Genomic DNA, 25,858 nt, shown 5'->3' on the forward strand with positions numbered 1-25,858 from the left:
GTCGCCGTGCAGCCCCGGGCCGGAGCGCCGGTCGGCGGCGGCGTGGTCGGGCCACCGGTCGGCGGAGGCCAGCCGACGAGCCCGCCGCTGTACGTACCGGCCTGGACGGTCATGACCCGGGTCGCGCCGGAGATGCTGCCGCTGGTCGACATGCCACCGAGGATCGTGCCGCTGATGCTGCCGCCCCGGTAGACCTCGTAGGTCTGCCCGTTGGTCACCCGGTTCGAGGAGAAGACCATCTCCCGGAACGTCTTCGGCGCCCGGTAGGAGACGAGTACCTGGCCGTTGGAGACGAGATGGACTATCGAGTTCGCGGTCTGGTTGGCGCTGAACCTGGGGGCGGCCCAGCCCTGTCGGTTGGTCGGCGGCACGGACATCACCGCCATCGACGTCGAGCCGGCGGCGAAGACGGTGCCGCCGTTGAAGTAGACCGGGCCGTTGGAGTCGAGGGCGCCCTCACCGGGACTGCCGCTGATCGGGCCGTTGACCACGCTGATGCCACCGGAGAACGTGACCGAGCCGTTGGAGTCGAAGCCGTCGATGCTGGAGTTGACCAGGACGGTGCCGCCGCTGACCACGATCGAGGCGTTCGGAGCCACCGCGAACTCGTCGATCCCCTCCTGTACGGCGTTGATCGCATCGTCGCTGGCCGTGACGTCGACGGTGCCGCCGCTGATCGTCACCCGCAGGGCCTCCAGGGCCTCGCGGGAGTTGGTGACGGTGACCGTGCCGGCCGAGATGTCCAGCGTGTTCTCGCCGTGGATGGCGTCGTCGCCCGCGCTGACCCGGACCGTGCCGTTCGTGATCGACACCGCGCCCTTGGGAGCCTCGGTGTCGTCGGACTTGAGGCCGTCACCGCCGGCGGTCACGGTGATGTTGCCACCGTTGACCCGTAGCGCGTCCTTGCCCCGGATCCCGTCGTCGACCGCGTCCACCACGATCGTGCCCGACTCGATGACCAGGTCGTCCTTGCTGGCGATGCCGTCGTTGGCGTTACCGCGTACGGCCAGCGATCCGTTTCCGGTGATGGTCAGGTCGACCTTGCTGAACAGGGCGGCGTTCGGTTCGTCGGTATCGGGGTCGGGGTAGACGTACCGGGTGGCGTCCGACAGCCGGTTGCTGGTGCCGTCGGCCAGTTCGACGACGACCGCTTCCGCGTCGGCGACCTGGAGCGGGGAGTTTGTGGAGTTGGTGAGGGAGGCGTTGTCGAGGATCAGCCGTACGACGCCGGGGTCCGGGGTGTCGACCTTCAGGTAGCCGTCGTTGAGGGTGCCGGTGATCTCGTACTCGCCGGGCGCGGTGATCGTGATGGCGCCGCCGACGATGGTGACGTCGCTGCTGGAGCTGGTGGCGCTGGCGCCGGTCAGGGTGATCGGGACGATCGCGGCCACATTCTGGGCTACGGGGGCCCTGCGGTGCGGCAGTTCGGTGCTGTGGGCGTCGGCCGGGCTACCGGTTGTGAGCAGGATCGCCGCGAGCGCGACAGGGATCGCGCCGCTCAGCGTGGTCTGTTTCATGGTCGTCCTGTCCTGGGCGGGGGCGGTGGGCACAGTGTCGATACATCGAGTCCTATCAATGTATCGAGTGCTGTCAATGTATAGCACCCCTGGCGCGGCCGGCACAGCTCGGACGGGCGGATGGTCGACGAGGCTCGCCGGGCCCGGAGCCGGAAAGATGATCTTCGCGTTCTTGCACTCTCCGGCGCCGGGTGCTACACCGTAGTTAGCACTCGGCACTCGCGAGTGCCAGCCGAATGGGATGAGCCCTCTGGTGGGGCGTACGCGTACGTCATCGCAGGTCGGTCCGACCAGCGCCGGACTCCGGCGCGACGAGTAGAGGACGACGCAGATGGCCAAATTGATCGCATTCGGGGAAGAGGCCCGTCGCGGGCTCGAACGCGGCATGAACGTGCTCGCCGACACGGTGAAGGTGACGCTCGGCCCGAAAGGCCGCAACGTCGTACTGGACAGCAAGTGGGGCGCGCCCACGATCACCAACGACGGTGTCAGCATCGCCAAGGAGATCGAACTCGACGACCCGTACGAGAAGCTCGGCGCCGAACTGGTCAAGGAAGTCGCCAAGAAGACCGACGACGTGGCCGGCGACGGCACCACCACGGCCACCGTCCTGGCCCAGGCCCTGGTACGCGAGGGGCTGCGCAACGTCGCCGCCGGCGCGAACCCGATCGCGCTCAAGCGCGGGATCGAGCAGGCCGTGGCCGCGGTGACCGAGGCGCTGCGCAGCCAGGCCCAGGAGGTCGAGACCAGGGAGCAGATCGCGGCCACGGCGTCCATCTCCGCAGCCGACACCGGCGTCGGTGAACTCATCGCGGAGGCGATGGACAAGGTCGGCAAGGAAGGCGTCGTCACCGTCGAGGAGAGCAACACCTTCGGTCTGGAGCTTGAACTCACCGAGGGGATGCGGTTCGACAAGGGCTACATCTCGCCCTACTTCGCCACCGACACGGAACGGCTGGAAGCGGTTCTCGACGACCCGTACATCCTGCTCGTCGAGAACCGGATCTCGAACCTGACCGACCTGCTCCCGATTCTGGAGAAGGTCATCCAGGCCGGCAAGCCGCTGGTGATCATCGCCGAGGACATCGAGGCCGAGGCCCTCGCCACCCTGATCGTCAACAAGGTCCGTGGCACCTTCACGTCGCTGGCGGTCAAGGCACCCGGTTTCGGTGACCGCCGCACCGCCATGCTGGCCGACCTCGCCGTCCTGACCGACGCCCAGGTGGTCAGCGCCGCGGTGGGCCTCACGCTGGAGAACGTCACCCTCGAGATGCTCGGCCGGGCCCGCCGGGTGGTCGCCACCAAGGACGAGACGACAATCGTCGACGGTGCCGGCGGCGCGGACCAGGTCGCCGGCCGGGTCGCCCAACTCCGTACCGAGATCGACAAGAGCGACTCCGACTACGACCGGGAGAAGCTCCAGGAGCGGCTGGCCAAGCTGGCCGGCGGCATCGCGGTGATCAAGGTCGGTGCGGCGACCGAGGTGGAACTCAAGGAGCGCAAGCACCGGATCGAGGACGCCGTCCGCAACGCCCGGGCCGCCATCGAGGAGGGCCTCCTGCCCGGCGGTGGCGTGGCCCTGGCCAACGCCGCCGTCACGGCCTTCGACAAGCTCGACCTCGCCGGTGACGAGGCGACCGGAGCGAACATCGTGCGACTGGCGCTGACCGCGCCGCTCAAGCAGATCGCCAACAACGCCGGTCTCGAGGGCGCCGTGGTGGCGGAGAAGGTCAGCGCACTTGCCCCCGGCCACGGCCTCGATGCCGCCACGGGCGAGTACGTCGACATGATCAAGGCCGGCATCGTCGAACCGGCCAAGGTGACCCGCTCGGCGTTGCAGAACGCCGCCTCGATCGCCGCGCTGTTCCTGACCACCGAGGTGCTCATCGCCGACAAGCCGTAACCGTCCCGCACCGGCATCACCGGACGACGACCTCCGGGTCCGGGGCCGGGACGCAGACGGGGGCCGGCCGGTACGGCTGCGTGCCGCACCGGCCGACCCCGACGGCCCTCAGGGTCAGCAGCACGCTGTCGCCAGCACCCCGTAGTAGGCGGGCTTCCGGTTGCCCGAGGCGTCGAACAGCACCGGGGTGTCGTTGCTGCGCCAGGAGTCGGTGTCGCGTACGCCCCAGATCGTGATGCCGGTGCAACCCGCCACCACGAGGCAGGCGGCGACGACCCGGCGGTACCTGTCGGCCTGCGTGGCGCCGGAACCCCCGATGTCCAGCTCGCTGATCTGCACCTGCACGCCCAGCCCCGCGAACTGTGCGATGGTGCGCTGATAGCTGGTCGGTACCGGGTTGCTGGTCGTGAAGTGGCTGGCCAGTCCGACGCAGTCGATCGGTACGCCACGGGCCCTGAAGTCCCGGACCATCGCGTACACGGCCTGGGTCTTGGGTTGGGTGAAGTCGTCGATGTTGAAGTCGTTGTAGCAGAGCGTGGCTCCGGGATCGGCGGCCCGCGCGGTACGGAACGCCTCCTCGATGTAGCTGGGCCCGAGGTACGCCTCGAAGCGCGACCACCGGCGGGCCCCGGTCTCGGTGAACGCCTCGGTGACCACGCCCCAGGAGGGGATCTGCCCCCGATAGTGCGTCAGTACGGCGGTGATGTGCCGGTTCATCGCCGGGCGCAGGCTGGTCGCGCTGGTGAGGTTGCCGAACCAGGCGGAGTGGATGTTGTTCGGCGCCACCAGGCTGCGTCCGCGTACCTGCATCCCGTTGGCGTGGGCGTGCGCCACGATCTGGTCGGCCCGGGTGAAGACGAACTGTCCCTGGGCCGGTTCGACGGAGTCCCACTCCAGTTCGTTCTCCGGGGTGACGGAGCTGAACTCGCGGTCGACGATTCCGGCGTACACCGGATCGCCGAGCTTGCTCGCGTTGACGGCCACCCCGATGTGCCGGCCCCGGGCCTCGAATCCTTCCCGGAGGCTGCTCGCCGCGTCTGCGACGCCGGGCAGCGCCACGGTGCCGAGCGTCGCCAGTGCGACGGTGCCGACCACGGCCGTCGCGACGGTGAGGCGGCCACGGAGGAAGCCGCGGCCACGGAGGAGGCTTCGCCCCCGGAGGGTGCTGCGGCCCCGGCGGAGGCTGCGGCGGCGGTCTGCGCCGGCCCGATGTCCGGGGCCGGGCCGGAGGTCGCCAGTCATGGTCGTTCCCCTTTCCTCGGGCGGGCACGGCCGGTGGGATGCCGGGCGGCGCGCGTCGGTGTCGCTCCGTCGCCATCGCGGCGGGCGGCTACAGCCGGGCGGCTACAGCCGGGCGGTGAAGCTGGTCAGGCGGCCACCGACCACCCGTACGCCCCGACCGACGGCGTCGGGGTGGGTGCCGTCGGCGACGTCCAGGGTGTACGAGCCGGCGCCCAACTGTGGAAACTGGGCGGTGCCGTTCTCGGTGCACACGCTCTGGTACACGTAGCGGGTGCTGGCGGTGGCGCAGAACGAGGTGATCGCCGCCCTGGTCCGGGCGTCGATCGCGGTCACCGTCAACGATCCGGGCACGGTCAGCACGTCGTCGACGACCGTCCTGGCGTTGGCGGCCACCACGACCGGATCCGCCGTCTCCGGTGACTGCTTGCCGGTCGCCCACTGCACCTGGGTGCCGGTCTCGTACCGCACCGAGTACGTGCCGGGCCAGACCGTCTTGAACCAGGTGCCGTCGTCGGCGGTGGTCGCCTGGAAATGCCGACCCCGTGCGGTGTCGTAGACGACCACGGCGCTGTGGACCGGAGGCTGGCCCGTGGCGTCGGTGAGCCGCCCGCTGACCAGCCCGGTCGGCAGTTGCTGTTCGTGCAGGACGACCTCCTGACCGACGGTCACCCGCACCGGACGGGTCGCGCTCTCCGACTCGGCCCCGCCGAGCCACTGGTCGAGCCCGGTGCCGGCCGGTACGACGAACCTGAGCGTGTAGGAGCCCGGGTACGGCCGCAGCCGGAAGACGCCGTCGGCGGTGGTCCAGTTGGAGACCGATTCGGCGGTGCTGGTCTGGGAGGTGGCGTAGACGACGACGTTGGCCACCGGTACGCCGTCCCGGGTGAACCGGCCGGTGACGACGCCGGACGGAAGCAGGCGTTCGTCTACTGTGGTGTGCTGCTCGGCGGTGATCGTGACCGGGTCGGCCTCGGTGTAGCTGCGGCGCCGGTGCGCCCACTGGTTCGTGGCGCCGCGCTCGGCGGCGGCCACGGCGATCCGGAACTGGCCGGCCGGAGGATATTTGACCAGGTAGTTGCCGTCGGCGTCGGCGAGCACGGTGGTGAGCGGGCCGCCACCGGTGATCCGGTACAGCTCGATCCGGGCACCCGGGGCGGGCTCGCCGGAGTCTGTGCTGACGTGTCCGCCGAGCGTGCCGTGCGGCATCACCGACTCCCGGATCGTGGTGTCGGCGCCGGCCACCACGTCAATCGGCGTCGCCGCGTTCAGCTCGGGTACGGCCGGATGGAACTGGACCAGGCCGCCGGGCAGTCTGAGCCTCAGCAGGTACGTCCGGGGCGGCACCTCGGGGATCCGGAAGGCGCCGGCCGCGTCGGTGCGGGTCTGCCGGACCGCCACACCGTACGGCAGCACCACCAGTTCGACGATCGTGTCGGCGACGGGGGTGGCCCCGTCGGCGAGCGTTCCGGACACGCTGCCGGTGAGAACGGGATCGGCCCCGGCGGCGGTGGCCGGGGTGAGGGCCAGGACGAGGCCGATGGTGAGGGTGCGGGCGAGGCGACGAGTCTGGATCCGCATGAGGAGCCTCCCGGCAGGCGCGGTGACCCACTCAGCGTAGATTGGTATCGATCGATGTGGTGGTCGTCGGCTGTCCGACGCATGGCCGAATCCCCGATTGGGGGAGCGCCGGGTCGAATGCCGGAAGACGCGGGATGAGGGAAGCCCGATCGCCATCGACTGAGCGACCTCCCCTACCGGTCATCGCACGAAGGAGCCGCTCACCGCACAAAACGGCCGCGCCGACGCCATCGGCGCAGCCGTTTCATCGCCACCGAAACATCGCCGAAACCCCGACCGCGACCGTGGTCAGCAGTTGCCGGGCCGACCGATGGTCCGGGCCGAAAGGGGATTCACGATGAACCGAACATCACGCTGGTTCGCTCTGGCCGGCGCCGCCGCGATGGTGCTGGCGGCCCAGGTCGGGATCCAGCTCGCTGGCGCCGCCCCGGCCGCCGCCGTGAGCGGCATCGAGAAGGTGACCTCGCCGCTGTCGCCGATCGACTCGCAGCCGACGCACACCGCGCGGGCCGAATGCCCGGTGGGCAAATGGGTCACCGGTGGCGGTGGATGGGCCTTCTCGGTGGCCGCCGCGGACAGCGCCAAGGTGACGCTGGTCCAGTTGCGGCCGGACCACCGGACCGACGGGACCAGGGACAGCTTCGTGGTCACGGGCTCGGAGACCACGGCGTCGATGACGGGTGACTGGTGGGTGCAGGCGTACGCCATCTGCGCCAGCCCGTCCGGCCTCTCCGGGTACGGCCTGGTGGCGACCCACAACTCGCCGACCTCGTCACCCGTGAAGGTGGAGGCGCGGGCCGCCTGCGCCACCGGTAAGCGCGCCCTCGGTGGCGGTGCCCGGATCGTCAGCCCGGGCCGGGACGTGGCACTCCAGGTGGCACGGGCCTCGGCCACCGGTGACATCTTCCGGGCCACGGCCCACGAGGACGCGAACGGCTACTCCGGTAACTGGACCCTCGACGCGTACGCGGTCTGCGTGAACCAGCCCGCCGGCTACCAGGTGGTCACCACCGCGTCGACGCAGAGCGACTCGGAGGCGGAGAAGATCGCGTTCGCGCGGTGCCCGGCGGGCAAGCGCGTGCACGGAGCGGGTGCGGCGATCACCGACACCGCCCCCGGCGGCGTTTCGCTGCAGGTGGTGTACCCGTCCAACGCCCTCGACGAGGTCGAGGCGTTCGCGGTGGAGAACACGCCGGTCAGCCAGGACTGGGACTTCATCGTCGCCCAGGCGATCTGTGCCTCCTGACCGGTCCTGATGGCGCCGAATCACCGATGGCCGGCCGGCACCCCCGGGTGCCGACCGGCCATCGGTCGTTTCCGCCCCAAACCGGACGGCCGTGGAAGCCGAACCGGCCGGCCGTGGAAACTAGGGGCGGTGCCCGCTCTGGACGACGGGCTGCCGCTGGTCGCGCAGGTGCCGGCGGACCCGGTCGGCGTCCGGGTGGTCCATCTCGTCCAGCAGCGTGAGGGCACGCTTCCAGGTGTCGCTCGCGGCCCGGACCTCGCCCCGGGCCTGGAAGGCCCCGCCGAGACAGGTCAGGGTCTCGGCCTCGCCGGCCCGGTCACCGATGTCGCCGAAGAGGTCGAGCGCGCGCCGGCAGGCGGCGACCGCGTCCCGGTACGCGCCGGCGGCGTACTCCAGGTAGCCGAGGCTCTGCCAGTTCGTGGCCATCCCGTGCCGGTTGCCGATCTCCTCGTTGAGCCGCAGGGCCTGCCGGCACAGGGCGCGGGCCCGGTCGTGGTCGCCGAGGCGGGTCAGCATGCAGGCGATGTTGTTCAGTGCGCGGGCCTGTCCCGTGAGATGCCCGGCGTCCCGGTACAGGTCGAGTGAGCGTTGATCATGGTGCAGCGCCTCCGTGTCCCGGCCCTGCTGCTCCAGGATCCGCGCGATGTTCACCTGCGTCTGCGCCTGGTTGGCGCGGTCCCCGACCGAGACGAACAGCTCCAGCGCGCGGGCGAGCTGGGCGCGGGCCTGGTCGAGTTCGCCGATCTGGGTGTGGGCACGGCCAAGATTCCGGTGTACGTGGGCCTGCGCCGCCTCGTCGCCGATCCGGCCCGCCGCCTCCAGCGCGGTACGTTGCACGGCCACCTGGTCGTGCCAGTACCCGCGCAGGTTGAAGAAGCTGGTCACACTCCAGGCCAGCTCCCAGGTGTGCCGGTCGAACCCGGCGCGGCTGGCCCAGTCGACCAGCGCGTGCAGGATCTGGTGCTCGGCGCGCAGCCACGTCATGGCCTCGGCCCGGTCGGCGAGCGGCTCGGGCCCGACACCGGGTACGGGCTCGGTCAGCACGATCGGGTCCCGGTGTGGGTACAGCAGCCGGTCGGCGGCGTACCCGGTGTGCAGGTAATGGTCGAGCAGCCGGTACGCCGCCGCCCGCCGGTCCGGGGCAGTCTCTTCGAGGTCGGCCCGTTCCGTGGCGTACGCCCGCAGCAGATCGTGCATGACGTAGCGTCCCGGCGACCGCTCGGTGAGCAGGTGCGCCCGCGCGAGTTCGGTCGACAGCCGTCGCGCCGCCGCCGGGGGCAGGCCCGCCATGCTGGCCATCGCGGGTGCGCCCACCTCGGGTCCGGGATGCAGCCCGATCAGCCGGAACAGTCGCGCGGCGGCCGGGCCGAGCGCCCGGTACGACCAGGAGAGGACCGCCCGGACGTCGGCCGCCGGCTCGCCACCGTCGAACGGGTCGAGGCTGTCCCCGGCCGTCCGCAGCTCGGCGACCAGGTCCGCGAGGGGGAAGCCACGGTGGGCGGCGGCGCGGGCGGCCACCACCGCCAGCGCCAGCGGCAGCCGCGCGCACCGGGCCACCATCTCGTCGACGGCGGCGGTCTCGCCCGCCACCCGGTCGGCGCCCAGCCGCCGGGCCAGGAAACGGCGGGCCTCGGACACCGTGAAGAGGCCGAGCGTCACCGCCCGGGCCCCGTCGATCGCGACCAGGCCGCCGAGCTGGTTCCGGCTGGTCACCACGACCGTGCAGGTGGATGCGCCGGGCAGCAGGGGACGGACCTGCGCGGCGTCGCGGGCGTTGTCGAGTACGACCAGGACCCGTCGGCCGGCGAGCAGGCTGCGGTAGAGCGCGGTCTGTGCGGCGAGCCCGACCGGTACGCGCTGTGCCGGCACCCCGAACGCGTCCAGGAATCCGCGTACGGCCTCGGCCGGGCTGACCACCACTCCGTCCGGGTCGAAGCCGCGAAGGTTGACGTAGAGCTGCCCGTCGGGGAACCGCTCGGCACTCCGGTGTGCCCAGTACAGGGCGAGCGCGCTCTTGCCCACCCCGGCGGAGCCGGACACCACAGTCGTACCGGCGGAATCCGGGACGGGATCGGCCAGTGCGTCCAGTTCGGCCAGCTCGTACTCCCGACCGGTGAACGCGGACGGCGGCGCCGGCAGTTGGCGCGGCGCCGCCGGCGGCGTGGTCGTGACCGTGGTGGTGGGTTCGGCCGCGACCTGTCCCGGGCCCGGTGCCGGCCTGACCTCCAGCGCCGGGTCGTTGGTGAGAATCTGCTGGTGCAGCCGTTGCAGCGCCGCCGCCGGGTCCATGCCCAGCTCCTCGGCCAGCCGGGACCGGACATCCTGGTAGTGCCGCAGTGCGTCGGCCTGCCGTCCGCAGCGGTACAGCGCCGTCATCAGCTGCCCGGCGATCCGCTCGTCGAACGGATGCTCGGCCGCCCGCGCGGCCAGCTCCCCGAGGAGCCCGGCGTGCCGGCCGTCGGCGAGGGCGAGGTCCACCAGGTCGAGTACGGCGGCCAACCGCTCGGCCGCGAGCGCGGCACGGATCCCGGTGAGCCAGGGCGTGTCGAGCGTTCCGAAGGGCTCGTCCCGCCACAGGGACAGGGCCCGCTCCAGCAACGCGGCCGGGCTCTCGCCGCCGCCCGGGTACGCCTCGCCGCCTGTACCGCCGCCCGGGTACGCCTCGCCGCCTGTACCGCCGCCCGGGTACGCCTCGCCGCCGCCCCGGGTTGCCGACCGGGCTCGGGCGAGCAGCCGGTGGAACCGGTGCAGGTCGACCGCGTCCGGGTCCACGGTCAACAGGTAGCCGTCGGACCGGCGGAGGATCGTCACGTCGCCGTCGGGTCCGAACAGCCCACGCAGCCGGGACACGTACCCGGACAGGGCGTTGCGGGCGCGCTGCGGGCGCCGGTCGCCCCACACCCGGTCCAGCAGCCGGTCGGCTGGCACGACCCGGTTGGCGTCGACCAGCAGCGCCACCAGCACGCACCGCTGCCGCGCGTGGCCGAGATCGACCGAGCGGCCGTCGACCCGCGCCCGTACGTCGCCGAGCAGCAGTAACTCCACCGCCATCGCCGGCCGCACCCCCTGACCCGGGTCACCCGCGGTGACGCCGTGCTAGCAGGATGCCGCAACGCGGCGCCGCCGAGCAGCCAGTTTCACGACTGCTGAACGCGGAAGCGGGCGACGTTCAGTCAGCCGGCTCCGGCCCCCGGCACACCGCACCGGTGGTGCTAACCGTGATTCGTGGCCGCCGGAGCGCGGTGCCAGACCTCGTGCAGGCCGGCGCCGCCGGCCGGGGTGTAGGAGACTCTGAGCACCCGATCGGCGTGCAGATAGCTGGAAAGCTCGGCGGCGACGCCACTCAGATCCGCTGTCGGGGTGACGGCGACCGCCACCTCGCCGGCTTCGACGGACTCGCCGAGCGGGGCCGCGAGTGGGCCGAGTCCCCCGGTGTGCGGCGGGACCCCGACGCCCACGATGCTGTGCCGGGGCAGGCGTTCACGCAGCCCGACCACCAGGACGTTGGCGCTCGGCCGGAGCCGCGCCGGATCGTCGGCCCCGTAGACGACGACGAGTTCGTCGTTCGCCGCCAGTTCGGCGAGCCGGGCCACCACCGCCGCCGCGCCCAGGTGGGTCTCCGCCTCCCTGACGACCGCGACCGTCATCGCCGTCGGACCCGGCTCCGGCTCGAACCGTACGGCCAGGCCCAGCCCGATACGCAGGCCGTGCGTTCGTACGTAGAGCGCCCCGAGCAGCAGCATCGCGGCGAGCAGGATCCATGCCGTGGCGTGGGACCGGCTCATCCACTCCGTACCGGCGATCAGCAGCGGGGGTACCAGCGCCCCGAGCGCCGCCGCCGCGCCCGTCGCCCCCATCACCGCGCCGACGCTGTCCGGCCGGGCCGCCTTGCCGATCAACGCGAGCAGTGCCCCGCCGGCCACACCGTCGCAGACGGCTATCGCCCCGATCACCACCACCGTCAGCCGTTGCGGGTCCGTCGCCGCGACGAGACACAGGCCGGCGGCGACGGTGTAGCAGAGCGTCAGCAGTTGCGGGGTGGGTCGCCGGTCGGTCCACCATCCGCCCAGCAGCCGGGCCGCCGCCCCCAGCCCCACCATTGCGCCGGTGACCGTAAGGGCGTGGAACCACTCCATCCGGAACGCCGTGGCCAGGTACACCGGCAGGTACACGGCGATCGCCACGATGCCGCCGAGCGCGAGCGCGTACAGCACCGACAGCGAGGTGGCCGCGGTCAGCCGGATCATCTCGACGCATGCTCTCATCGGCGGGCGGACCCGGCGCACGGCGACCGGATCCCGGAGCACCAACGCGGCCAGCCCGGCGAAGGCCACCAGTGACACGCCGAGCAGCAGAGCGCCGCGCCGCCCGTCGGCACCGAGGCCCCGGGAGGCGGCCGAGGTCACCACGGCGACCACCGTGCCGAGACTGAACACTCCCAGGGCCAGACCGCGCCGGCCGTACGGAACCGTTCTCGACAGGAGCGCTCCACCCACGACCAATGCGGCGCCGGCGAGCCCGGCCGCGCTGCCGAAGGCGACGACGGCCGGTAGCGACTCGGCGAGCCCGAGCCCGAAGACCGCCGCCGCGCCGGCCAGGCTGACCACGGGGAACGTCACCCGCGCGCCGTACCGGTCGGTGAGCACCCCCACCGGCAGGCGTGCCAGCGCCGCCACCAGCAGCGGCAGCGTCATCAGGAGGACGTAGTCCCGTAGCCCGACATCGAACCGTTCGTGGAGGTGGGGGCCGAGCAGGATCCAGGCCCTCAGGTTCAACCCCAACCCCACGGTCGTCAGGGCCAGTGTTCCCACGGCGTGGGGCGACCACGGAGACCGCGAACCTGGCAGGCGCGATTCCTGGGCGACGGTCACCATCACCTAACCGATCGGCGTCGTGATCAACTATCGGCAGCCAGGCTGCCGCCGGAGTCACCCATCGTGCACTCCGGGTTATGGATTTCGCTACCCCCGAACGGCCGCCAGGCCCCCGGTCGACCCGCCGCGCCGGAGGCCGGGTCGGGCGGGGGAAGGCCGAGCACGGCGGCGGCCACGTCGAGCAGCGTCGCGCGCAGTTCCTCCTGCGGCACGCTGGGCAGCATGATCGCGGAGGCGAGCGCGGAGCGGAGTACCTCGCTGGCGGCGTACGCCCGGACCAGGTCGGCCTGACCCGGGTCGGGCCCGGCCAGCCAGGTGTTCATCCGGCTGGCGAGTTCCTTCGCCTCCACCAGGACGGGGCCGACGGCGGTGAGCAGGGCCGGTACGTCCCGCGCGAAGAGGGCGCAGGCCTCGCGGTGCCGCAGCATCGTGTTCAGGCACTCGCCCAACGCGTCGCGCACGTGGTCGGGCGTGTGAGGCACCGACTCCAGGCGCTCCACCATCATCCGCCAGTCCCGCAGCAGCGGCTCGACGATGGCCACCAGCAGCGCCTGCTTCGAGGGGTGGTGGTAGTACAGCGAGGCCTTGGTGATGCCCACCCGGTCGGCGATCTCGCGCAGGCTCGTCTGCTCGTAGCCGTGCGCGGTGAACAGTTCCAGCGCCACGGCCCTGATCCGTCCCTTGGTGTCCTCGACCATGGCTCGATCCGCCCTCCCTCGCGGCCGGTGATCTTAACGTGAAACGAACGCTTCCTCAGCGTCCTCACAGTGCGGCTTCCGCAGGATGTCCACAGGGGAGGTGACGTGCCCGAAATCCGGGGGCCGTATTCTCGGACCCATCTACCTGCCGGCAGGTAGGTACCTACCTGCCGGATGGTAAGGAGCATCGACAGAGGGGGAGTCAATGTTCGAACGGTTGGGGCGCTTCGTCGTCCACAATCCGTGGAAGGTCATCATCGGTTGGGTGGTGGCCGCGGCCGCGATCGTCGTCTTCGCGCCGAGTTTGTCCGACGTCACCAACACCGACCAGGCCAACTTCCTGCCGGGCAGCTACGAATCGGTCAAGGCGCAGCAGTTGGCCGAGGCATCCTTCGCCCAGGCCAACGACTCGAGCGCCACGATCGTGGTCCGGCGTACCGACGGCCAACCACTTACCGACTCCGACCAGACGGCGGTCGGTGCACTCGCACAGAAGATCCAGTCGGCGAACGTCGAGCGGGTCACCGGGGTGGTGACCGGCCCGCAGGCGCTGTCGCCCAACAAACAGGTGCAGCTGATCAGCGCCGGGCTCAAGGGCCTGCCGGACGATCCGCTGGTGCTCGACGCGGTCCAGCAGATCCGTGACGTCGCCAAACCCGCGGTCGCGGGTACGCCGCTGACCCTCTCGGTGACCGGCGACGTCGCCATGCAACTGGACAACCAGGACGCGTTCGAGACCGCCTTCCTGATCGTCGGCATCGCGACCGTGGTCCTGATCATCGTGCTGCTGCTGCTCATCTACCGCAGTCCGATCGCCGCGCTGCTGCCGATCGTGACCGTCAGTGTGGTCAGCGCCATCTCGCCGGGGCTGATCGCCCTGGTCGCCGAGGCCACCGACCTGCAGGTCGACCAGTCACTGCAGATCATCCTGACCATCGTCCTGTACGGCATCGGCACCGACTACATCCTGTTCCTGCTGTTCCGCTACCGCGAGCGGCTGCGCGAGGGCGACGACCGCAAGGCCGGCCTGGTCGCCGCCGTGGCGCGGGTCGGCGAGGTCATCGCCTCGGCGGCGGCTGCCATCGTCATCGCGTTCATGGCCCTGCTGCTGGCGGTCTTCGGCGCCTTCAAGAGCCTCGGGCCGGCGCTCGCCATCGCGGTGGTCGTGATGGCGTTCGCGGCGGTCACCCTGGTGCCGGCGGTGGTCTCGCTGCTCGGCCCGAAGGTCTTCTGGCCGTCCAAGTCCTGGCAGAGCACCCCGAAGGGCAGCGTGTTCCGGGGCATCGGCCGGTTCGTCGGGCGACGTCCCGCCATCGTGGCGATCGCCTCCGGTGGGGTGATGGTGGCCCTCGCCCTGGGCACGCTCGGGATGAAGTCCGACTACGACCAGACCGCCCAGTTGCCGGAGGACACCGAATCGTCGCAGGGCTTCCGGGACCTGCAGTCCGGGTTCCCGGCCGGAGCGCTCAACCCGACCACCGTCTACGTGCGCGGCGACGGCGGGCAGCGGCTCGACGCGGCGGCGGTGGAGCGGTTTGCCCAGCGACTTCGGCAGGTGCCGGGTGTCGGCGGGATCATGCCGGCCGGTGAGTCCGGGGAGTCGGCCGCGTTGAGTCAGGACGGCACCGCCGCCCAGATCAACCTGCTGCTGGCGGACAGCCCGTACTCGAACGAGGCGCTGGACCTCGCCGGCGACAAACTACGCGACGTGGCCCATGCCGAGGCTCCGCCGGGCACCACGGCACTGGTCGGCGGCGCCACCTCGCTCTTCGCCGACGTCCGGGACGCCAACGACCGGGACCTGCGGGTCATCTTCCCGGTGGCGGCGGCGCTGATCGCGCTGATCCTCGGGCTGATGCTGCGCAGCATCGTCGCACCGGTCTACCTCATGGTCGCGGTGGTGCTGGGCTTCTTCAGCACGCTGGGCGCGACGGTGCTGATGTTCCAGGGCCTCGGCGACCGGCCGGGGCTGTCGTTCATGTTGCCGACGATCCTCTACCTGTTCGTCGTGGCGATCGGTACCGACTACAACATCCTCATGATCGCCCGACTGCGGGAGGAGGCGCGGCTCGGCAACGAACCGCGTACCGCCGCCGCACTGGCCGTCGAACACGGCGGTCCGTCGGTCGGTGCGGCCGGTCTGATCCTGGCCGGCACGTTCGCCTCGATGATGCTGGGCGGCGTCGCGTTCCTGTCCGAGATGGGCTTCGCCGTCGCCATCGGCATCACCATCGCGGCATTCGTGATGTCGATGTTCCTGGTGCCGAGCCTGACCGCCCTGCTGGGGCACGCGGCCTGGTGGCCGGGGCACGGCGACGTGCGCGACGACCCGGAGCTCCCCGTCGACGACCGCTCGCCGGTCGGCGCCGCCGTGAGCTGAGAGCGGGGGAGGGGGCACCTCACGGTACGCGTACCGCGAGGTGCCCCCTTTCGGACGTGGCGCCTGTCGAGCTCTGGGCAGGACCCGGGGAGATTACGTGAAGGCGTGGTGACGGCAGGCTCCGCCGAGCCCCGGCGCCGCTACCTTCGGTGGCTGTGGAAACCGTGGACGTACTCGTCGTCGGCGCCGGTCTCGCCGGCCTGCACACCGCCTCGCTACTGGCCGGGCAGGGCCACGACGTGCTCGTCGTCGACCGTCGACGCGCCCTCGACTCGGGCATCCGTACCACCGGCATCTTCGTCCGCCGTACTCTCGAAGACTTTCCGCTGCCGGCCGAGCATCTCGGTCCGGCGATCCGCCGGGTCCTGCTCTACCCGCCGTCGCTACGGCGGCCGGTCGAGCTGACCAGCCCGCGCGAGGAGTTCCGGGTCGCCGACATGGCCGGCATCTACGGCCATGCGCTGGCCCGCGCCAGGCGGGCCGGTGCGCGCGTGCACCTCGGCGTCGCCTACCCGGTGGACGGTGTCGCGGCCCGGTTCACCATCGGCGCGGACGGCGCCCGGTCGACGGTCGCCCGCCGGCTGGGACTCGACGTCAACCAGCACGTCATCGTCGGTGTCGAGGAGGTGTTCCCGGTGGCCGGCGGCGGGGCGCCGACCTTCCACTGCGTGGTCGACCCTCGGCTCGCCCCCGGTTATCTCGGCTGGGTCGTCGACGACGGCCGACACGCCCATGTCGGACTGGCCGGGCGGCCGGAGCGGCTCGCCGGCCCGCTGCCCCGGCTGCTGCGTACCTTCGGTCAGCGGTTCGGCGCGCTGCCGGCCGCGACCGGCCCGGTACGGCGTCGTGGTGGCCCGATCCCGGTCGGCGGTGTGCTGCGCCGGCTGGTCTGCCCCGAAGGACTGCTCGTCGGCGACGCGGCCGGAGCGGTGTCACCGCTCACCGCCGGTGGCCTCGACCCGTGCCTGCGGATGTCGGAGATGGCCGCCGCGGTGGCCGACGACTACCTGCGCACCGGGGACGCGTCGGTGCTGCGGCACTACGACGGGGCGGCGCTACGGGCCCGCTTCCGGGGCCGGCTGCTGATGCGCCGTGCCATGTCCGGGGTACGGTCGCCGGCCGTCACCGAGGCCGCCTTCACGCTGCTGCGGACGATGCCGGGACGAGCGGCCGCCTCGCGGGTGTTGTTCGGCGACGGCTCGTTCCCTGACTCGCCGCCCAGCTGGGCGACGGCCACGGCCTGAACATCCGCCTCGCCCCGGGTACGGACAGCGATGGTCTTCGCCGGCCAGTCGGACACGGTGGTCACCCCGTCGTACCTCAACTGTCTGTACGGCAGCCTGCCCGCCACGACGGAGTGCGCGTACCTGGAGATCGCCGGTGGTGACCACGGTTTCCCGGTCGGCCGGCCGAACCGGGTCCAGATCAACGGGAACTCGAGCGCCCGACCACAGGTCAGGTCCTGCACGTCCGGACAGCACTGGCCTCACCGGGCGGCGGACCCACGTCTGGAACGATCCACGGTTCCATCGACGTGGGTCCGCCGCCCGGCCCCTACCTCGGAGTCACGGCACCCGCCGCCGGCTCCTTCGACTCCACCTCAGCGCGGGGGCGGGGCGGTGCTCTGTCGGACCGCGAGAGTCGTCGCCAGTTCCACCCCGACCTGCGGAATCCTCTCTCCACGGCTGAGGGCCAGCGCCAGTTCGGTGGCGGTGACCGCCATTTCGATGAGTGGTTGGTGGACGGTGGTCAGCGGAGGATCGACCAGGGGCGCCAGCGGAAGGTCGTCGAAGCCCACCACGCTCAGGTCCGTCGGTATCCGCAGCCCCACCGCGCGGGCCGCCTGGTAGACGCCGAGCGCCTGCAGGTCGTTGGAGGCGAAGATCGCCGTCGGACGATCGGGGCGGCCGAGCAGGCTGAGCGCGGCCACCTCGCCCTCCTCCCGGGTCAGACCGGCGCGGACGATCAGGTCGGGTTCCGTCGGCAGGCCTGCGGCGTCCAGGGCGGAGCGGTAGCCGTCCAGTCGGGCCCGGCAGAACAGGATCTGGTCGGGACCGACGATCATCGCGATGCGCCGATGACCCAGTTTGATCAGGTGGCGGGTCGCGGACCGGCCGCCGGCCCAGTTCGTCGCCCCGACGAAGGGGATGTCGTCGGGTAGCTCGGTGGGCGGATCGAAGACCACGAACGGTATGCCCCGGGCCCGCAACTGGTTGCGCTGCTCCTCGTCCAACTGGGCCACCGTCACCAGGCAGTCCGGGCGGCGGGAGAGGGCATCGTCGATCCAGTACCGGATCGCGTTGCGTTGCGGGCCGAACTCCGTCAGGACGACCCCGACGCGCTGTTGCCGGGCCGCCCGTTCGACGCCGCGGATGATCTGTAGGCCCCACATGTCCTCGATCTCGTCGAAGACGAGTTCCATGGTGTTGCTGCGGGTGACCGGCGGCGGCCTGCGGTATCCGTACTGGCTGATCAGGGCCTCGACCCGGGCGCGGGTGTCCGCGGCGACGCCGGATCGACCGTTGATGACCTTGGACACCGTCGGGACCGAGACCCCGGCTGATTCGGCGATGGCGGCGATCGTCACCGGTCTCGACGGATCGCCGAGCTGCCGCTTCAGGTCAACGTCCGGCTCACCCAGCTCGGCGTTCGTCAACCTGCCCCCTTCGCCGATCCGGCGGTGGTCGCGGGCCCGTCGGCCCCGTCCGCGACGGCCGGTCGCCAACGTTGTTCAGCCGCAAGGATAGCCGGTTCCACAATTGTCGGACCTTCGCGAACGCAGGGGCGCCGGCCTTCTGTGGGGGAGTGGGCGGCACCGGCGGCCATTGACGCCTATCAAAGAAACTTGTAACGTCTCGGCCGGAAACTTTCGGGCCCATGGGGGCGAAAGTATCCATGCGGGAGTCCTTCAGGTCGCGGAGGCATCGGGCAGCGTCCGCACCCCCAATTTCCCTGTGCACGGTGAGGCACGTCTCGGGCGCCTTCGCGTGACCGTGCACCCGGTCGTGACGGGTGCTGGAGGCCCATGTCCTCCTTCGCAAGCCCTGTAACGGCAACCTGTCCGCCGGGACGCCACGGCCCGGCGAGACGGCCGGGTTCCATGAACACGGGCGCCATTATGGCGAGGAGATCCTGATGAATTCGCAGAGTATTCGAAAGCCCCGCTGGCGGGTCGGAGTGGTCGCCGGTGGGGTGGCCGCGCTGCTGGTGGCGGGCACGATGGTGACCGCCAGTGCCCAAGCTGCCACCGGATGCCGGGTGACGTACGCCGTCTCGTCGCAGTGGTCGGGCGGCTTCACCGCCAACGTGAACGTGACAAACCTCGGTGACCCGATCAACGGATGGAACCTGGCCTGGACGTTCTCGTCCGGCCAGCGGGTCACCCAGGCATGGAACGCGACGGTCACCTCGTCGGGTAGCCAGGTCACCGCGAAGAACGTGAGCTACAACGCGACCATCGCCACGAACGCGACGGTTTCCTTCGGCTTCAACGGATCGTGGACGGGCAGCAGCAATCCCGCGCCCACCTCGTTCGCGCTCAACGGTGCCACCTGCACCGGGAACGTCGGTCCCACGGCGACACCGACCGCGACCGGCTCCCCGTCCACGTCGCCCTCGGCGTCGCCCTCGGCGTCGCCGTCGCCGCAGCCGACAGACGCGATGGCCACGGTCGCGGCGATGCAGCCCGGCTGGAACCTGGGCAACACGTTCGACGCCATCCCCGACGAGACGTCCTGGGGCAACCCGCGCACGACCCAGGCCCTGCTGCGCCACGTGCGGTCGCAGGGCTACAACAGCATCCGGATCCCGGTCACCTGGACCGACCACCACGGCTCGGCACCCGACCACACCATCGATCCGACGTGGTTGAACCGCATCCGCGAGGTCGTCGACTGGTCCCTGGCCGAGGGCTTCTACGTCATGATCAACCTGCACCACGACTCGTGGCAGTGGATCAACACGTATCCCAGCGACCGCACGAACGTGACGAACCGTTACACCAGACTGTGGACCCAGCTCGCCACCACGTTCCGGAGCCACTCGTCGAAGCTGGTGTTCGAGAGCATCAACGAGCCGCAGTTCGCCGGCACCTCCGACGACGCCCAGGGCGACGAGTTGACCCGCGAACTCAACCTCGCGTTCGTCCGCCTCGTACGCCAGACCGGCGGGAACAACACCACCCGCCTGCTGGTGCTGCCCACCCTGCACACCAGCGGCGAGCAGGCCCGGATGGACGCCTTGTCGGCCACCTTCAACCAGCTGAACGACCCCAACCTCGCCGCCACCATCCACTTCTACGGATGGTGGCCGTTCAGCGTCAACATCGCGGGCGGCACCCGCTACGACACCAACGTCGAGCAGGACATCACCGGGACCTTCGACCGGGCGTACAACACCTTCGTGTCCCGGAACATCCCGGTGATCGTCGGCGAGTGGGCGCTGCTCAGCTACGACTACACGCGACCCGGCATCATCGAGCGAGGCGAACTGCTGAAGTTCTTCGAGGCCGTCGGGTACCACGCCCGCACCAGGAAGCTCACCACCATGCTGTGGGACGCGGGCTCGTTCCTGCACCGCCCCGAGCTGCGCTGGCGGGACCAGGGCATCTACGAGATGATGAAGGCGAGCCTGACGACCCGCTCTGCCACCGCCTCCACCGACCAGATCTACGTACGCCGCACCGGCACCATCGCGACTCAGTCGCTGACGCTCAACCTCAACGGCGCCGCGTTCCGAGGTCTCTGGCAGGGCAACACCCAACTGGCCAACGGGACCGACTACACCGTCTCCGGTAACACGCTCACGCTGACCAGCGCGGCCCTGACCCGGCTGGTCGGCAACCGTGCCTACGGCGTCAACGCCACCATCGAAGCCCGCTTCTCCCAGGGCGTCCCGTGGCAGGTCAGCATCGTCACCTTCGATCCACCGACCCAGGCCGGGGCCACCGGCACCACCAGTTCGTTCGCCATCCCCACCCAGTTCCGTGGCGATCAACTTGCCACCATGGAGGCCAAGTACGCCGACGGCAGCGCCGCCGGACCGCCCAACTGGACCTCGTTCAAGGAGTTCTGGAGCAACTTCCAACCGGACTACACCGCGAACACGATCCTCCTCAAACCCGAGTTCTTCGCCGAGGTGAACGACGGGCCCGTCACCCTCACCTTCCACTTCTGGAGCGGTACGCAGCTCACGTACCGGCTGACGAAGTCAGGAAGCTCGGTCACCGGCACCACCTGACGGAACGGCCGGTGGAGACGCGGCCTCACCGGCGGTGTCTCCACCGGCCGTCGACCGGTCCGGCGGTGTCGAGCCGCTCAGTCGAGCCGGCGGTGTCGAGCCGCTCAGTCGAGCCGGCGGCGTCGAGCCGCTCAGTCGCGCCGGCGGCGTCGATCCCGAAGTTGATCAGCGGCGCAGTCGTACGGGACTGCCGGGCCCACTGCGGCGGATGATCCATGCCTCGGTGATGTGCGTGAACATCGCCTCGGCGGCACCCTCGGGGTCGTGGGCGGCGATCCGCTCGTAGATGCGCCGGTGCCCCTGGTTGGATGCCACACAGAGGGTCCGTTCGGTCCGGCCCAGATACCGGACGCTGTTGACGACCTGACCCTCCAGCGACCGCACCACGGCACGGGCGATGCGGTTTCCGGACGCCTGCATGACCGTGTCGTGGAAGGCACGGTCGTGCTCGTGGTAGGCGACCTGGTCGTCCACGAGCTCGTCCATCCGGTCCACCAGGACGCGTAGCCGCTCGACGGTTGTTCCGTCGGCCAGGCGGGCGGCGACGTTTGCCATGTCGGACTCCAGCACCCGTCGGGTGACGACGAGATCATCGAGGATCGCCAGGCTGTCGTCCTCGGCGATGGTCGCCGCGAGGACCAGCTCGTCCAGCATGTCCCAGATGGACGGGGAGGTGACCGTGGTGCCGACGCCCTGGCGGACCTTCACCAGCCCTTTCTCCTGGAGAATCTTCACCGCTTCCCGGACCACGGTCCGGCTCACCGAGAAGGTCTTGCACAGGATCGGCTCGGGAGGCAGCGACGTTCCCGACGGGTGCACCCCGCGGACGATGCGCTCCACCAGCTCCGCGGTGACAGCCCTGGCCAGATTGGTCGGTCGCCGTGTCCGGCCCCTGATCGAAGTGTCGCGGGCAATTTCCTGCGATGCCGTCATGTCGCGCCCCTCCGGTGGCCGCTGCGGGCGCCGCCACGACCTCCGGGGGAAGTGTACGTCTATCTGATGACGATACCTGTCATACACGTCGCGGTCGGCCTCCTGCTCTGCCCGAGGTGATGAGCGGGCGTCATCCTCCGATCGATTCCGACCGGGCGGGCGATGGGCGCCGGCCCGTGCCCAGAGGGTCCCGGACACGGGCCGGCGCCGCGATCAGATCAGCTGGCGGTGCAGGTGGGGGTCATGCCGGATCCGCTGCCATTGCCCTGGAAGCCGAACTCGGTGACCTGACCGGGGGTGAGCCGGCCGTTGTAGCTGACGTTGGTGAACCGGACGGTGCCGGTGGTGCCGCTGGCCGAGGCGCTCCAGGTGTTGGTGACGCTGGCTCCACTGGGCAGGGCCACGCTGACCGTCCAGCCGTTGGTGCCGCCGGAACCGGCGGTGACCCGTACCGAGGCCACGAAACCGCCGGTCCACGAGTTGAGCGACACCGTCGCGGTGCAGCCGCTACCACCGACCGGAGGCGTGGTCGGGTCCGGCGGTGACGAGGTCGGGCCCGTGGTCGGACCGCTGGTCGGGCCCGTGGTCGGGTTCGTCGGCGGCGGGGTGATGCCGGGGCCCGCGTTGAGGGCGTTGAGGACGTTGGTGTACGCGGCCTTCTTGTTGCCGCTGCAGTCGAAGAGCAGCGGGTTCTCGCCGCCCCGCCAGGAGTCGCAGTCGCGTACGCCCCAGGTGGTGATGCCGGTGCAGCGCGAGACGGCCATGCAGGCCCGGGTGACCGTGCCGTAGACGTTGGCCTGGTTGGAGCCCTGCGCCACGTCCAGCTCGGTGATCTGCACGTCGACGCCCAGATCGGCGAAGCGCTGCAGGTTGGCCTGGTAGTCGCCGGGTACCGAACCGCCGAGGTGGCTCTGGAAGCCGACGCAGTCGATCGGTACGCCCCGGGACTTGAAGTCACGCACCATGTTGTAGATGCCGGTGGACTTGGCGTTGACACCGTCGGTGTTGTAGTCGTTGTAGCAGAGCCTGGCGCCCGGGTCGGCGGCGTCGGCGGCGCGGAACGCCGCCTCGATCCAGTCGTTGCCGGTGCGTTGCAGGTTGGAGTCCCGCCGTCCCCCGCCGCCACCGTCGGCGAACGCCTCGTTGACCACGTCCCACGAGTGGATCTTGCCTCGGTAGTAGGTGGCGACGCGGGTGACGTGGTTGATCGCGGCGCTGCGCAGGTCGCTGCCGGACAGGTTCTGCGCCCAGGTCGGTTGCTGGGCGTGCCAGAGGAGCGTGTGGCCGCGGACGAGCATGCCACGCGACGTGGCGTGGTTGACGATGCGGTCGGCGCTGCTGTAGTTGAAGCTGTTGCGTTGGGGTTCGGTCGAGGCCCACTTCATCTCGTTCTCGGCGACGACGGAGTTGAACTCGCGGTTGAGGACGGTGGTGTAGGTACTGTCGCCGAGTTTGCCGGCGGCTACGGCGGCGCCGAAGTAACGGCCCTTCTCCGCCGCCGAGGTGCCCAATGTGGTGCCGGCGCTGGCGGACGGGGAGAACGTAACCGTCATCGCGGCGACGATCGCGCCGGCGACGGAGACCGTCGCCATTAGTTGCAGGGTTCTCTTCCGGTTCATGTCGATGCCTTTTCCCTGTCGAATCGTGTGGTCGTTCTGCTATGCCCGGATGCCCGCGCGAAACGGTCGTGAGGCGGTCAGGTCGAACCGCCGGCGATGTAGTGGTGCGCCCGTCCTACAGCGGGCAGGACGCGACGCGCGAGGAGCCGGCTGCCACTACCGGCCCGAACTGGGAGGAGCCGGCTGCCACTACCGGTCCCAACTGATCGGCGCTACGCAACATCCTGTGCCCGTGGGCGGACGCCCCGGATTGAGGCTCGAACCAGCGGGCTCGCCCGACAAGCCCCGCAGGTTACGTCGTCCTCGTCCATCGACTGTGAGCGATAACATGGCGTTCGTCAAGTCGTAACAAGGGGTCCCCGTCGGAGATCGACCCGAGCTGCCACCGAAGCCGCCCGCTCCCCGACGGGGACGGTCTGCTCCGGGCTCGGGGCGTACCAACTGTGGTTTCGGCTGGCCGGTGGCTGGCTGCCGGAACGTCCTCCAGCCACTTGATCGGGACGGATACGTCCCTCGGGTGGGGCTGGCGGAGGTCTCGAGTACCGACCGGAAGTTCCGGAGGCTGTCGGCACCAGCGGGCGCGGGGGCCATCCATTGACCGTCTATGATGTCTGACGTATTATGACCTTCGCTCCTGCGGTCCTGACGCAACAGGCACGACGTGCACCGGGACCGTGGGCTGGCCGCGGCCGACGGACGTTCGGCGCGACCTGACGAGGTCATCGACTTGACCGCGCAGCCCGCACCACGCCCGACGTGCGGACCGCATGGTCGTCATCTCCGCCAAGGAGGAAATCCGGTTGCCCAAGCACGATCAACCGCAGCGTAGGTAGCGTTGTTAGCGCTCACATAGGCGGGCTCGGCACACCCGTGGCGGATCCGCTGCCTGGCGGATGGTCCGGTGTGCCAGTGATGACGACGAGAGGGAACTGCCGTCGCGGTCCTGACCCTCCGTGGCCACTGTGGCTCTGGTCGTTCCGGCGTCGCGGACACCAGGATCCCTACCGCGTCTGCCGCCACGGTTCCGAATGGAGTATCCGGCGGGCCATCGCCAGATCTGGTCGGATCCGACGGCCCGGTTGAAACGCCGTCGTCGCGATCCGGACCCGTACGGAAACAGTCTGGCGGTTCAGCGCCGACACGTACGGGTTCCTCGCCGGGTCGCCTGGTCGGGTGAGCGGTACGTCCCGGACCTGCACCAGACAAATCCCTTGAGAGGGAGTATCTCTTACCCAGGGAGTCGCAGTGAGAGTCACCGTCCCGCCTTTCACGAAGGCAAGAATCAGGCGCGTTGTCTGCTGGGCCGCGAGCCTGCTGTGTGTTGCGACGCTCGTCTCCGCCCCGGCCAAGGCAGACAATCCCATAGTTCAGACCATCTATACGGCCGACCCGGCTCCGCTCGTTCACAACGGTCGGGTCTACCTCTACACCGGCCACGACGAAGACGGATCGACATGGTTCACGATGAAAGAATGGCGGGTGTATTCGTCCGCCGACATGGTGAACTGGACTGATCACGGCTCCCCGATGGGGCTCGGCACCTTCAGTTGGGCCAGCCAGGACGCGTGGGCGGGTCAGGCGGTCTACCGCAACGGCAAGTTCTACTGGTACGTCCCCGTGGTGAACCGGTCGACCGGACGGATGGCCATCGGGGTGGGTGTCTCCGAGAGCCCCACCGGACCCTTCCGCGACGCGATCGGGCGACCGCTGGTCGAGAACGGCGAGATCGACCCGTCGGTATTCATCGACGACGACGGGCAGGCATATCTCTACTGGGGCAATCCGAATCTCTGGTACGTGCGGCTGAACGCCGACATGACTTCCTACTCGGGCAGTGTGACCAGGATTCCCCTGACCACCGCTGGATTCGGTACGCGTAGCGGGAACGCGGACCGGCCGACCCTCTACGAGGAGGGCCCGTGGGTCTACAAGCGTAGTGGCCAGTACTACATGGCGTTCGCGGCGGAATGCTGCTCAGAATTCATCGGCTACTCGACCGCCCCCGGTCCCACCGGACCATGGACGTATCGGGGCACGATCATGCCGAGACAGGGCGGCAGTTTCACGAACCACCCCGGCATCATCGACTTCAACGGCGGGTCGTACTTCTTCTACCACAACGGCGCGCTGCCCGGCGGTGGCGGCTTCACCCGCTCGGTCGCCGTGGAGAAGTTCACCTACAACTCCAACGGCACGATTCCGTCGATGAACATGACCACGACCGGGGCACCCCAGATCGGCACCCTCAACCCGTACGTCCGGCAGGAGGCCGAAACCATCGCCTGGACCGGCGGTGTGGAAACCGAGGTCTCCAACGAGGGCGGCATGAACCTCGGCTTCATCGAGAACGGGGACTACACCAAGGTCAAGGGCGTTGCCTTCGGTTCCGGCGCCCAGTCCTTCAGTGCCCGGGTGGCCTCCGGGGCCAGTGGTGGTCGCATCGAAGTGCGGCTCGACGGCACCAACGGCACTCTGGTCGGCACCTGCACCGTCCCCGGTACCGGCGGCTGGCAGACCTGGAGCACCGTCACCTGCCCGGTGAGCGGTGCGACCGGAACCCACGACCTGTACCTCAGGTTCACCGGCGGAAGCAGTTACCTGTTCAACCTGAACTGGGGGCAGTTCAGCGC

At 70.2% G+C, this 25,858-nt stretch carries 16 protein-coding genes; 6 read left to right on the plus strand and 10 right to left on the minus strand.

The window, feature by feature from the left end:
- Nucleotides 1–1,517 (minus strand): carbohydrate-binding domain-containing protein (locus I0C86_RS07325; protein ID WP_196200445.1); only part of this gene is annotated, 1,517 nt, incomplete at its 3' end.
- Nucleotides 1,518–1,848: 331 nt separating this feature from the next.
- Between I0C86_RS07325 and groL the strand changes: the two genes are divergently transcribed.
- On the plus strand, nt 1,849–3,420 hold the full coding sequence (groL, locus tag I0C86_RS07330; protein ID WP_196200446.1) for a chaperonin GroEL: 1,572 nt from the start codon (nt 1,849–1,851) through the stop codon (nt 3,418–3,420).
- Between the two features lie 114 nt (nt 3,421–3,534).
- Here groL and I0C86_RS07335 read toward each other — a convergent pair whose 3' ends face one another.
- Together I0C86_RS07335 and I0C86_RS07340 are read right to left on the minus strand one after the other, a co-directional pair.
- Nucleotides 3,535–4,662 carry an endo-1,4-beta-xylanase gene (locus I0C86_RS07335; protein WP_230393723.1) on the minus strand — a complete coding sequence of 376 codons (1,128 nt, stop codon included), beginning with the start codon at nt 4,660–4,662 and terminating at the stop codon, nt 3,535–3,537.
- Nucleotides 4,663–4,764: 102 nt separating this feature from the next.
- Complete coding sequence (locus I0C86_RS07340; RefSeq protein ID WP_196200447.1) at nt 4,765–6,240, minus strand: MSCRAMM family protein; 1,476 nt, start codon at nt 6,238–6,240, stop codon at nt 4,765–4,767.
- A 337-nt stretch (nt 6,241–6,577) separates the two neighbouring features.
- On the opposite strand from I0C86_RS07340, the gene I0C86_RS07345 reads away from it, so the two are divergent.
- Nucleotides 6,578–7,486, plus strand: a complete 909-nt coding sequence (locus tag I0C86_RS07345) for a hypothetical protein (RefSeq protein WP_196200448.1) — start codon at nt 6,578–6,580, stop codon at nt 7,484–7,486.
- Nucleotides 7,487–7,606: 120 nt separating this feature from the next.
- On the opposite strand, the gene I0C86_RS44735 is transcribed toward I0C86_RS07345, so the two are convergent.
- The 3 genes from I0C86_RS44735 to I0C86_RS07360 all read right to left on the minus strand — a co-directional run bounded on the left by I0C86_RS44735 (nt 7,607) and on the right by I0C86_RS07360 (nt 13,058).
- The gene (locus I0C86_RS44735) at nt 7,607–10,537 is read right to left on the minus strand and encodes an AfsR/SARP family transcriptional regulator (RefSeq protein ID WP_196200449.1); all 2,931 of its coding nucleotides are present in this window, start codon (nt 10,535–10,537) and stop codon (nt 7,607–7,609) included.
- Nucleotides 10,538–10,698: 161 nt separating this feature from the next.
- Nucleotides 10,699–12,297 (minus strand): MFS transporter, encoded by a 1,599-nt coding sequence (locus tag I0C86_RS07355; RefSeq protein WP_196200450.1) that lies wholly within the window; start codon nt 12,295–12,297, stop codon nt 10,699–10,701.
- Between the two features lie 86 nt (nt 12,298–12,383).
- Nucleotides 12,384–13,058 carry a TetR/AcrR family transcriptional regulator gene (locus tag I0C86_RS07360; protein ID WP_196200451.1) on the minus strand — a complete coding sequence of 225 codons (675 nt, stop codon included), beginning with the start codon at nt 13,056–13,058 and terminating at the stop codon, nt 12,384–12,386.
- A 205-nt stretch (nt 13,059–13,263) separates the two neighbouring features.
- On the opposite strand from I0C86_RS07360, the gene I0C86_RS07365 reads away from it, so the two are divergent.
- Both I0C86_RS07365 and I0C86_RS07370 read left to right on the plus strand, forming a co-directional pair.
- Entirely contained in the window at nt 13,264–15,438 is a 2,175-nt protein-coding gene (locus tag I0C86_RS07365) for an MMPL family transporter (RefSeq protein WP_196200452.1), read from the plus strand.
- Nucleotides 15,439–15,593: 155 nt separating this feature from the next.
- Nucleotides 15,594–16,682 carry an FAD-dependent monooxygenase gene (locus I0C86_RS07370; protein WP_196200453.1) on the plus strand — a complete coding sequence of 363 codons (1,089 nt, stop codon included), beginning with the start codon at nt 15,594–15,596 and terminating at the stop codon, nt 16,680–16,682.
- A gap of 356 nt (nt 16,683–17,038) precedes the next feature.
- Here I0C86_RS07370 and I0C86_RS07375 read toward each other — a convergent pair whose 3' ends face one another.
- Nucleotides 17,039–18,094: a LacI family DNA-binding transcriptional regulator gene (locus I0C86_RS07375; RefSeq protein ID WP_230393724.1), complete on the minus strand. Its 1,056-nt coding sequence runs from the start codon at nt 18,092–18,094 to the stop codon at nt 17,039–17,041.
- A gap of 479 nt (nt 18,095–18,573) precedes the next feature.
- On the opposite strand from I0C86_RS07375, the gene I0C86_RS07380 reads away from it, so the two are divergent.
- On the plus strand, nt 18,574–20,676 hold the full coding sequence (locus I0C86_RS07380; RefSeq protein WP_196200454.1) for a cellulase family glycosylhydrolase: 2,103 nt from the start codon (nt 18,574–18,576) through the stop codon (nt 20,674–20,676).
- 25 nt (nt 20,677–20,701) lie between these two features.
- On the opposite strand, the gene I0C86_RS07385 is transcribed toward I0C86_RS07380, so the two are convergent.
- The 3 genes from I0C86_RS07385 to I0C86_RS07395 all read right to left on the minus strand — a co-directional run bounded on the left by I0C86_RS07385 (nt 20,702) and on the right by I0C86_RS07395 (nt 23,228).
- A complete protein-coding gene (locus I0C86_RS07385) occupies nt 20,702–20,893 on the minus strand; it encodes a hypothetical protein (protein WP_196200460.1) in 192 nt (63 codons plus the stop codon).
- On the minus strand, nt 20,842–21,609 hold the full coding sequence (locus I0C86_RS07390) for a FadR/GntR family transcriptional regulator (RefSeq protein ID WP_196200455.1): 768 nt from the start codon (nt 21,607–21,609) through the stop codon (nt 20,842–20,844). The genes I0C86_RS07385 and I0C86_RS07390 overlap by 52 nt, the downstream gene beginning before the upstream one ends.
- 218 nt (nt 21,610–21,827) lie before the next feature.
- Nucleotides 21,828–23,228 carry an endo-1,4-beta-xylanase gene (locus I0C86_RS07395; protein WP_196200456.1) on the minus strand — a complete coding sequence of 467 codons (1,401 nt, stop codon included), beginning with the start codon at nt 23,226–23,228 and terminating at the stop codon, nt 21,828–21,830.
- 1,281 nt (nt 23,229–24,509) lie between these two features.
- Between I0C86_RS07395 and I0C86_RS07400 the strand changes: the two genes are divergently transcribed.
- Nucleotides 24,510–25,858 (plus strand): glycoside hydrolase family 43 protein (locus I0C86_RS07400; RefSeq protein WP_323373512.1); only part of this gene is annotated, 1,349 nt, incomplete at its 3' end.

Source organism: Plantactinospora alkalitolerans, from assembly GCF_015690345.1.
In the GTDB taxonomy this organism is placed as follows: domain Bacteria; phylum Actinomycetota; class Actinomycetes; order Mycobacteriales; family Micromonosporaceae; genus Plantactinospora; species Plantactinospora alkalitolerans.

What these genes read in the sequence shown, in the direction of transcription:
- I0C86_RS07340 (WP_196200447.1), bottom strand. Translation starts at nt 6,240, where the DNA reads ATGCGGATCCAGACTCGTCGCCTCGCCCGCACCCTCACCATCGGCCTC.
- I0C86_RS07390 (WP_196200455.1), bottom strand. Translation starts at nt 21,609, where the DNA reads ATGACGGCATCGCAGGAAATTGCCCGCGACACTTCGATCAGGGGCCGG.
- groL (WP_196200446.1), top strand. Translation starts at nt 1,849, where the DNA reads ATGGCCAAATTGATCGCATTCGGGGAAGAGGCCCGTCGCGGGCTCGAA.
- I0C86_RS07385 (WP_196200460.1), bottom strand. Translation starts at nt 20,893, where the DNA reads ATGGATCATCCGCCGCAGTGGGCCCGGCAGTCCCGTACGACTGCGCCG.
- I0C86_RS07360 (WP_196200451.1), bottom strand. Translation starts at nt 13,058, where the DNA reads ATGGTCGAGGACACCAAGGGACGGATCAGGGCCGTGGCGCTGGAACTG.
- I0C86_RS07345 (WP_196200448.1), top strand. Translation starts at nt 6,578, where the DNA reads ATGAACCGAACATCACGCTGGTTCGCTCTGGCCGGCGCCGCCGCGATG.
- I0C86_RS07380 (WP_196200454.1), top strand. Translation starts at nt 18,574, where the DNA reads ATGAATTCGCAGAGTATTCGAAAGCCCCGCTGGCGGGTCGGAGTGGTC.
- I0C86_RS07395 (WP_196200456.1), bottom strand. Translation starts at nt 23,228, where the DNA reads ATGAACCGGAAGAGAACCCTGCAACTAATGGCGACGGTCTCCGTCGCC.
- I0C86_RS07335 (WP_230393723.1), bottom strand. Translation starts at nt 4,662, where the DNA reads ATGACTGGCGACCTCCGGCCCGGCCCCGGACATCGGGCCGGCGCAGAC.
- I0C86_RS44735 (WP_196200449.1), bottom strand. Translation starts at nt 10,537, where the DNA reads ATGGCGGTGGAGTTACTGCTGCTCGGCGACGTACGGGCGCGGGTCGAC.
- I0C86_RS07365 (WP_196200452.1), top strand. Translation starts at nt 13,264, where the DNA reads ATGTTCGAACGGTTGGGGCGCTTCGTCGTCCACAATCCGTGGAAGGTC.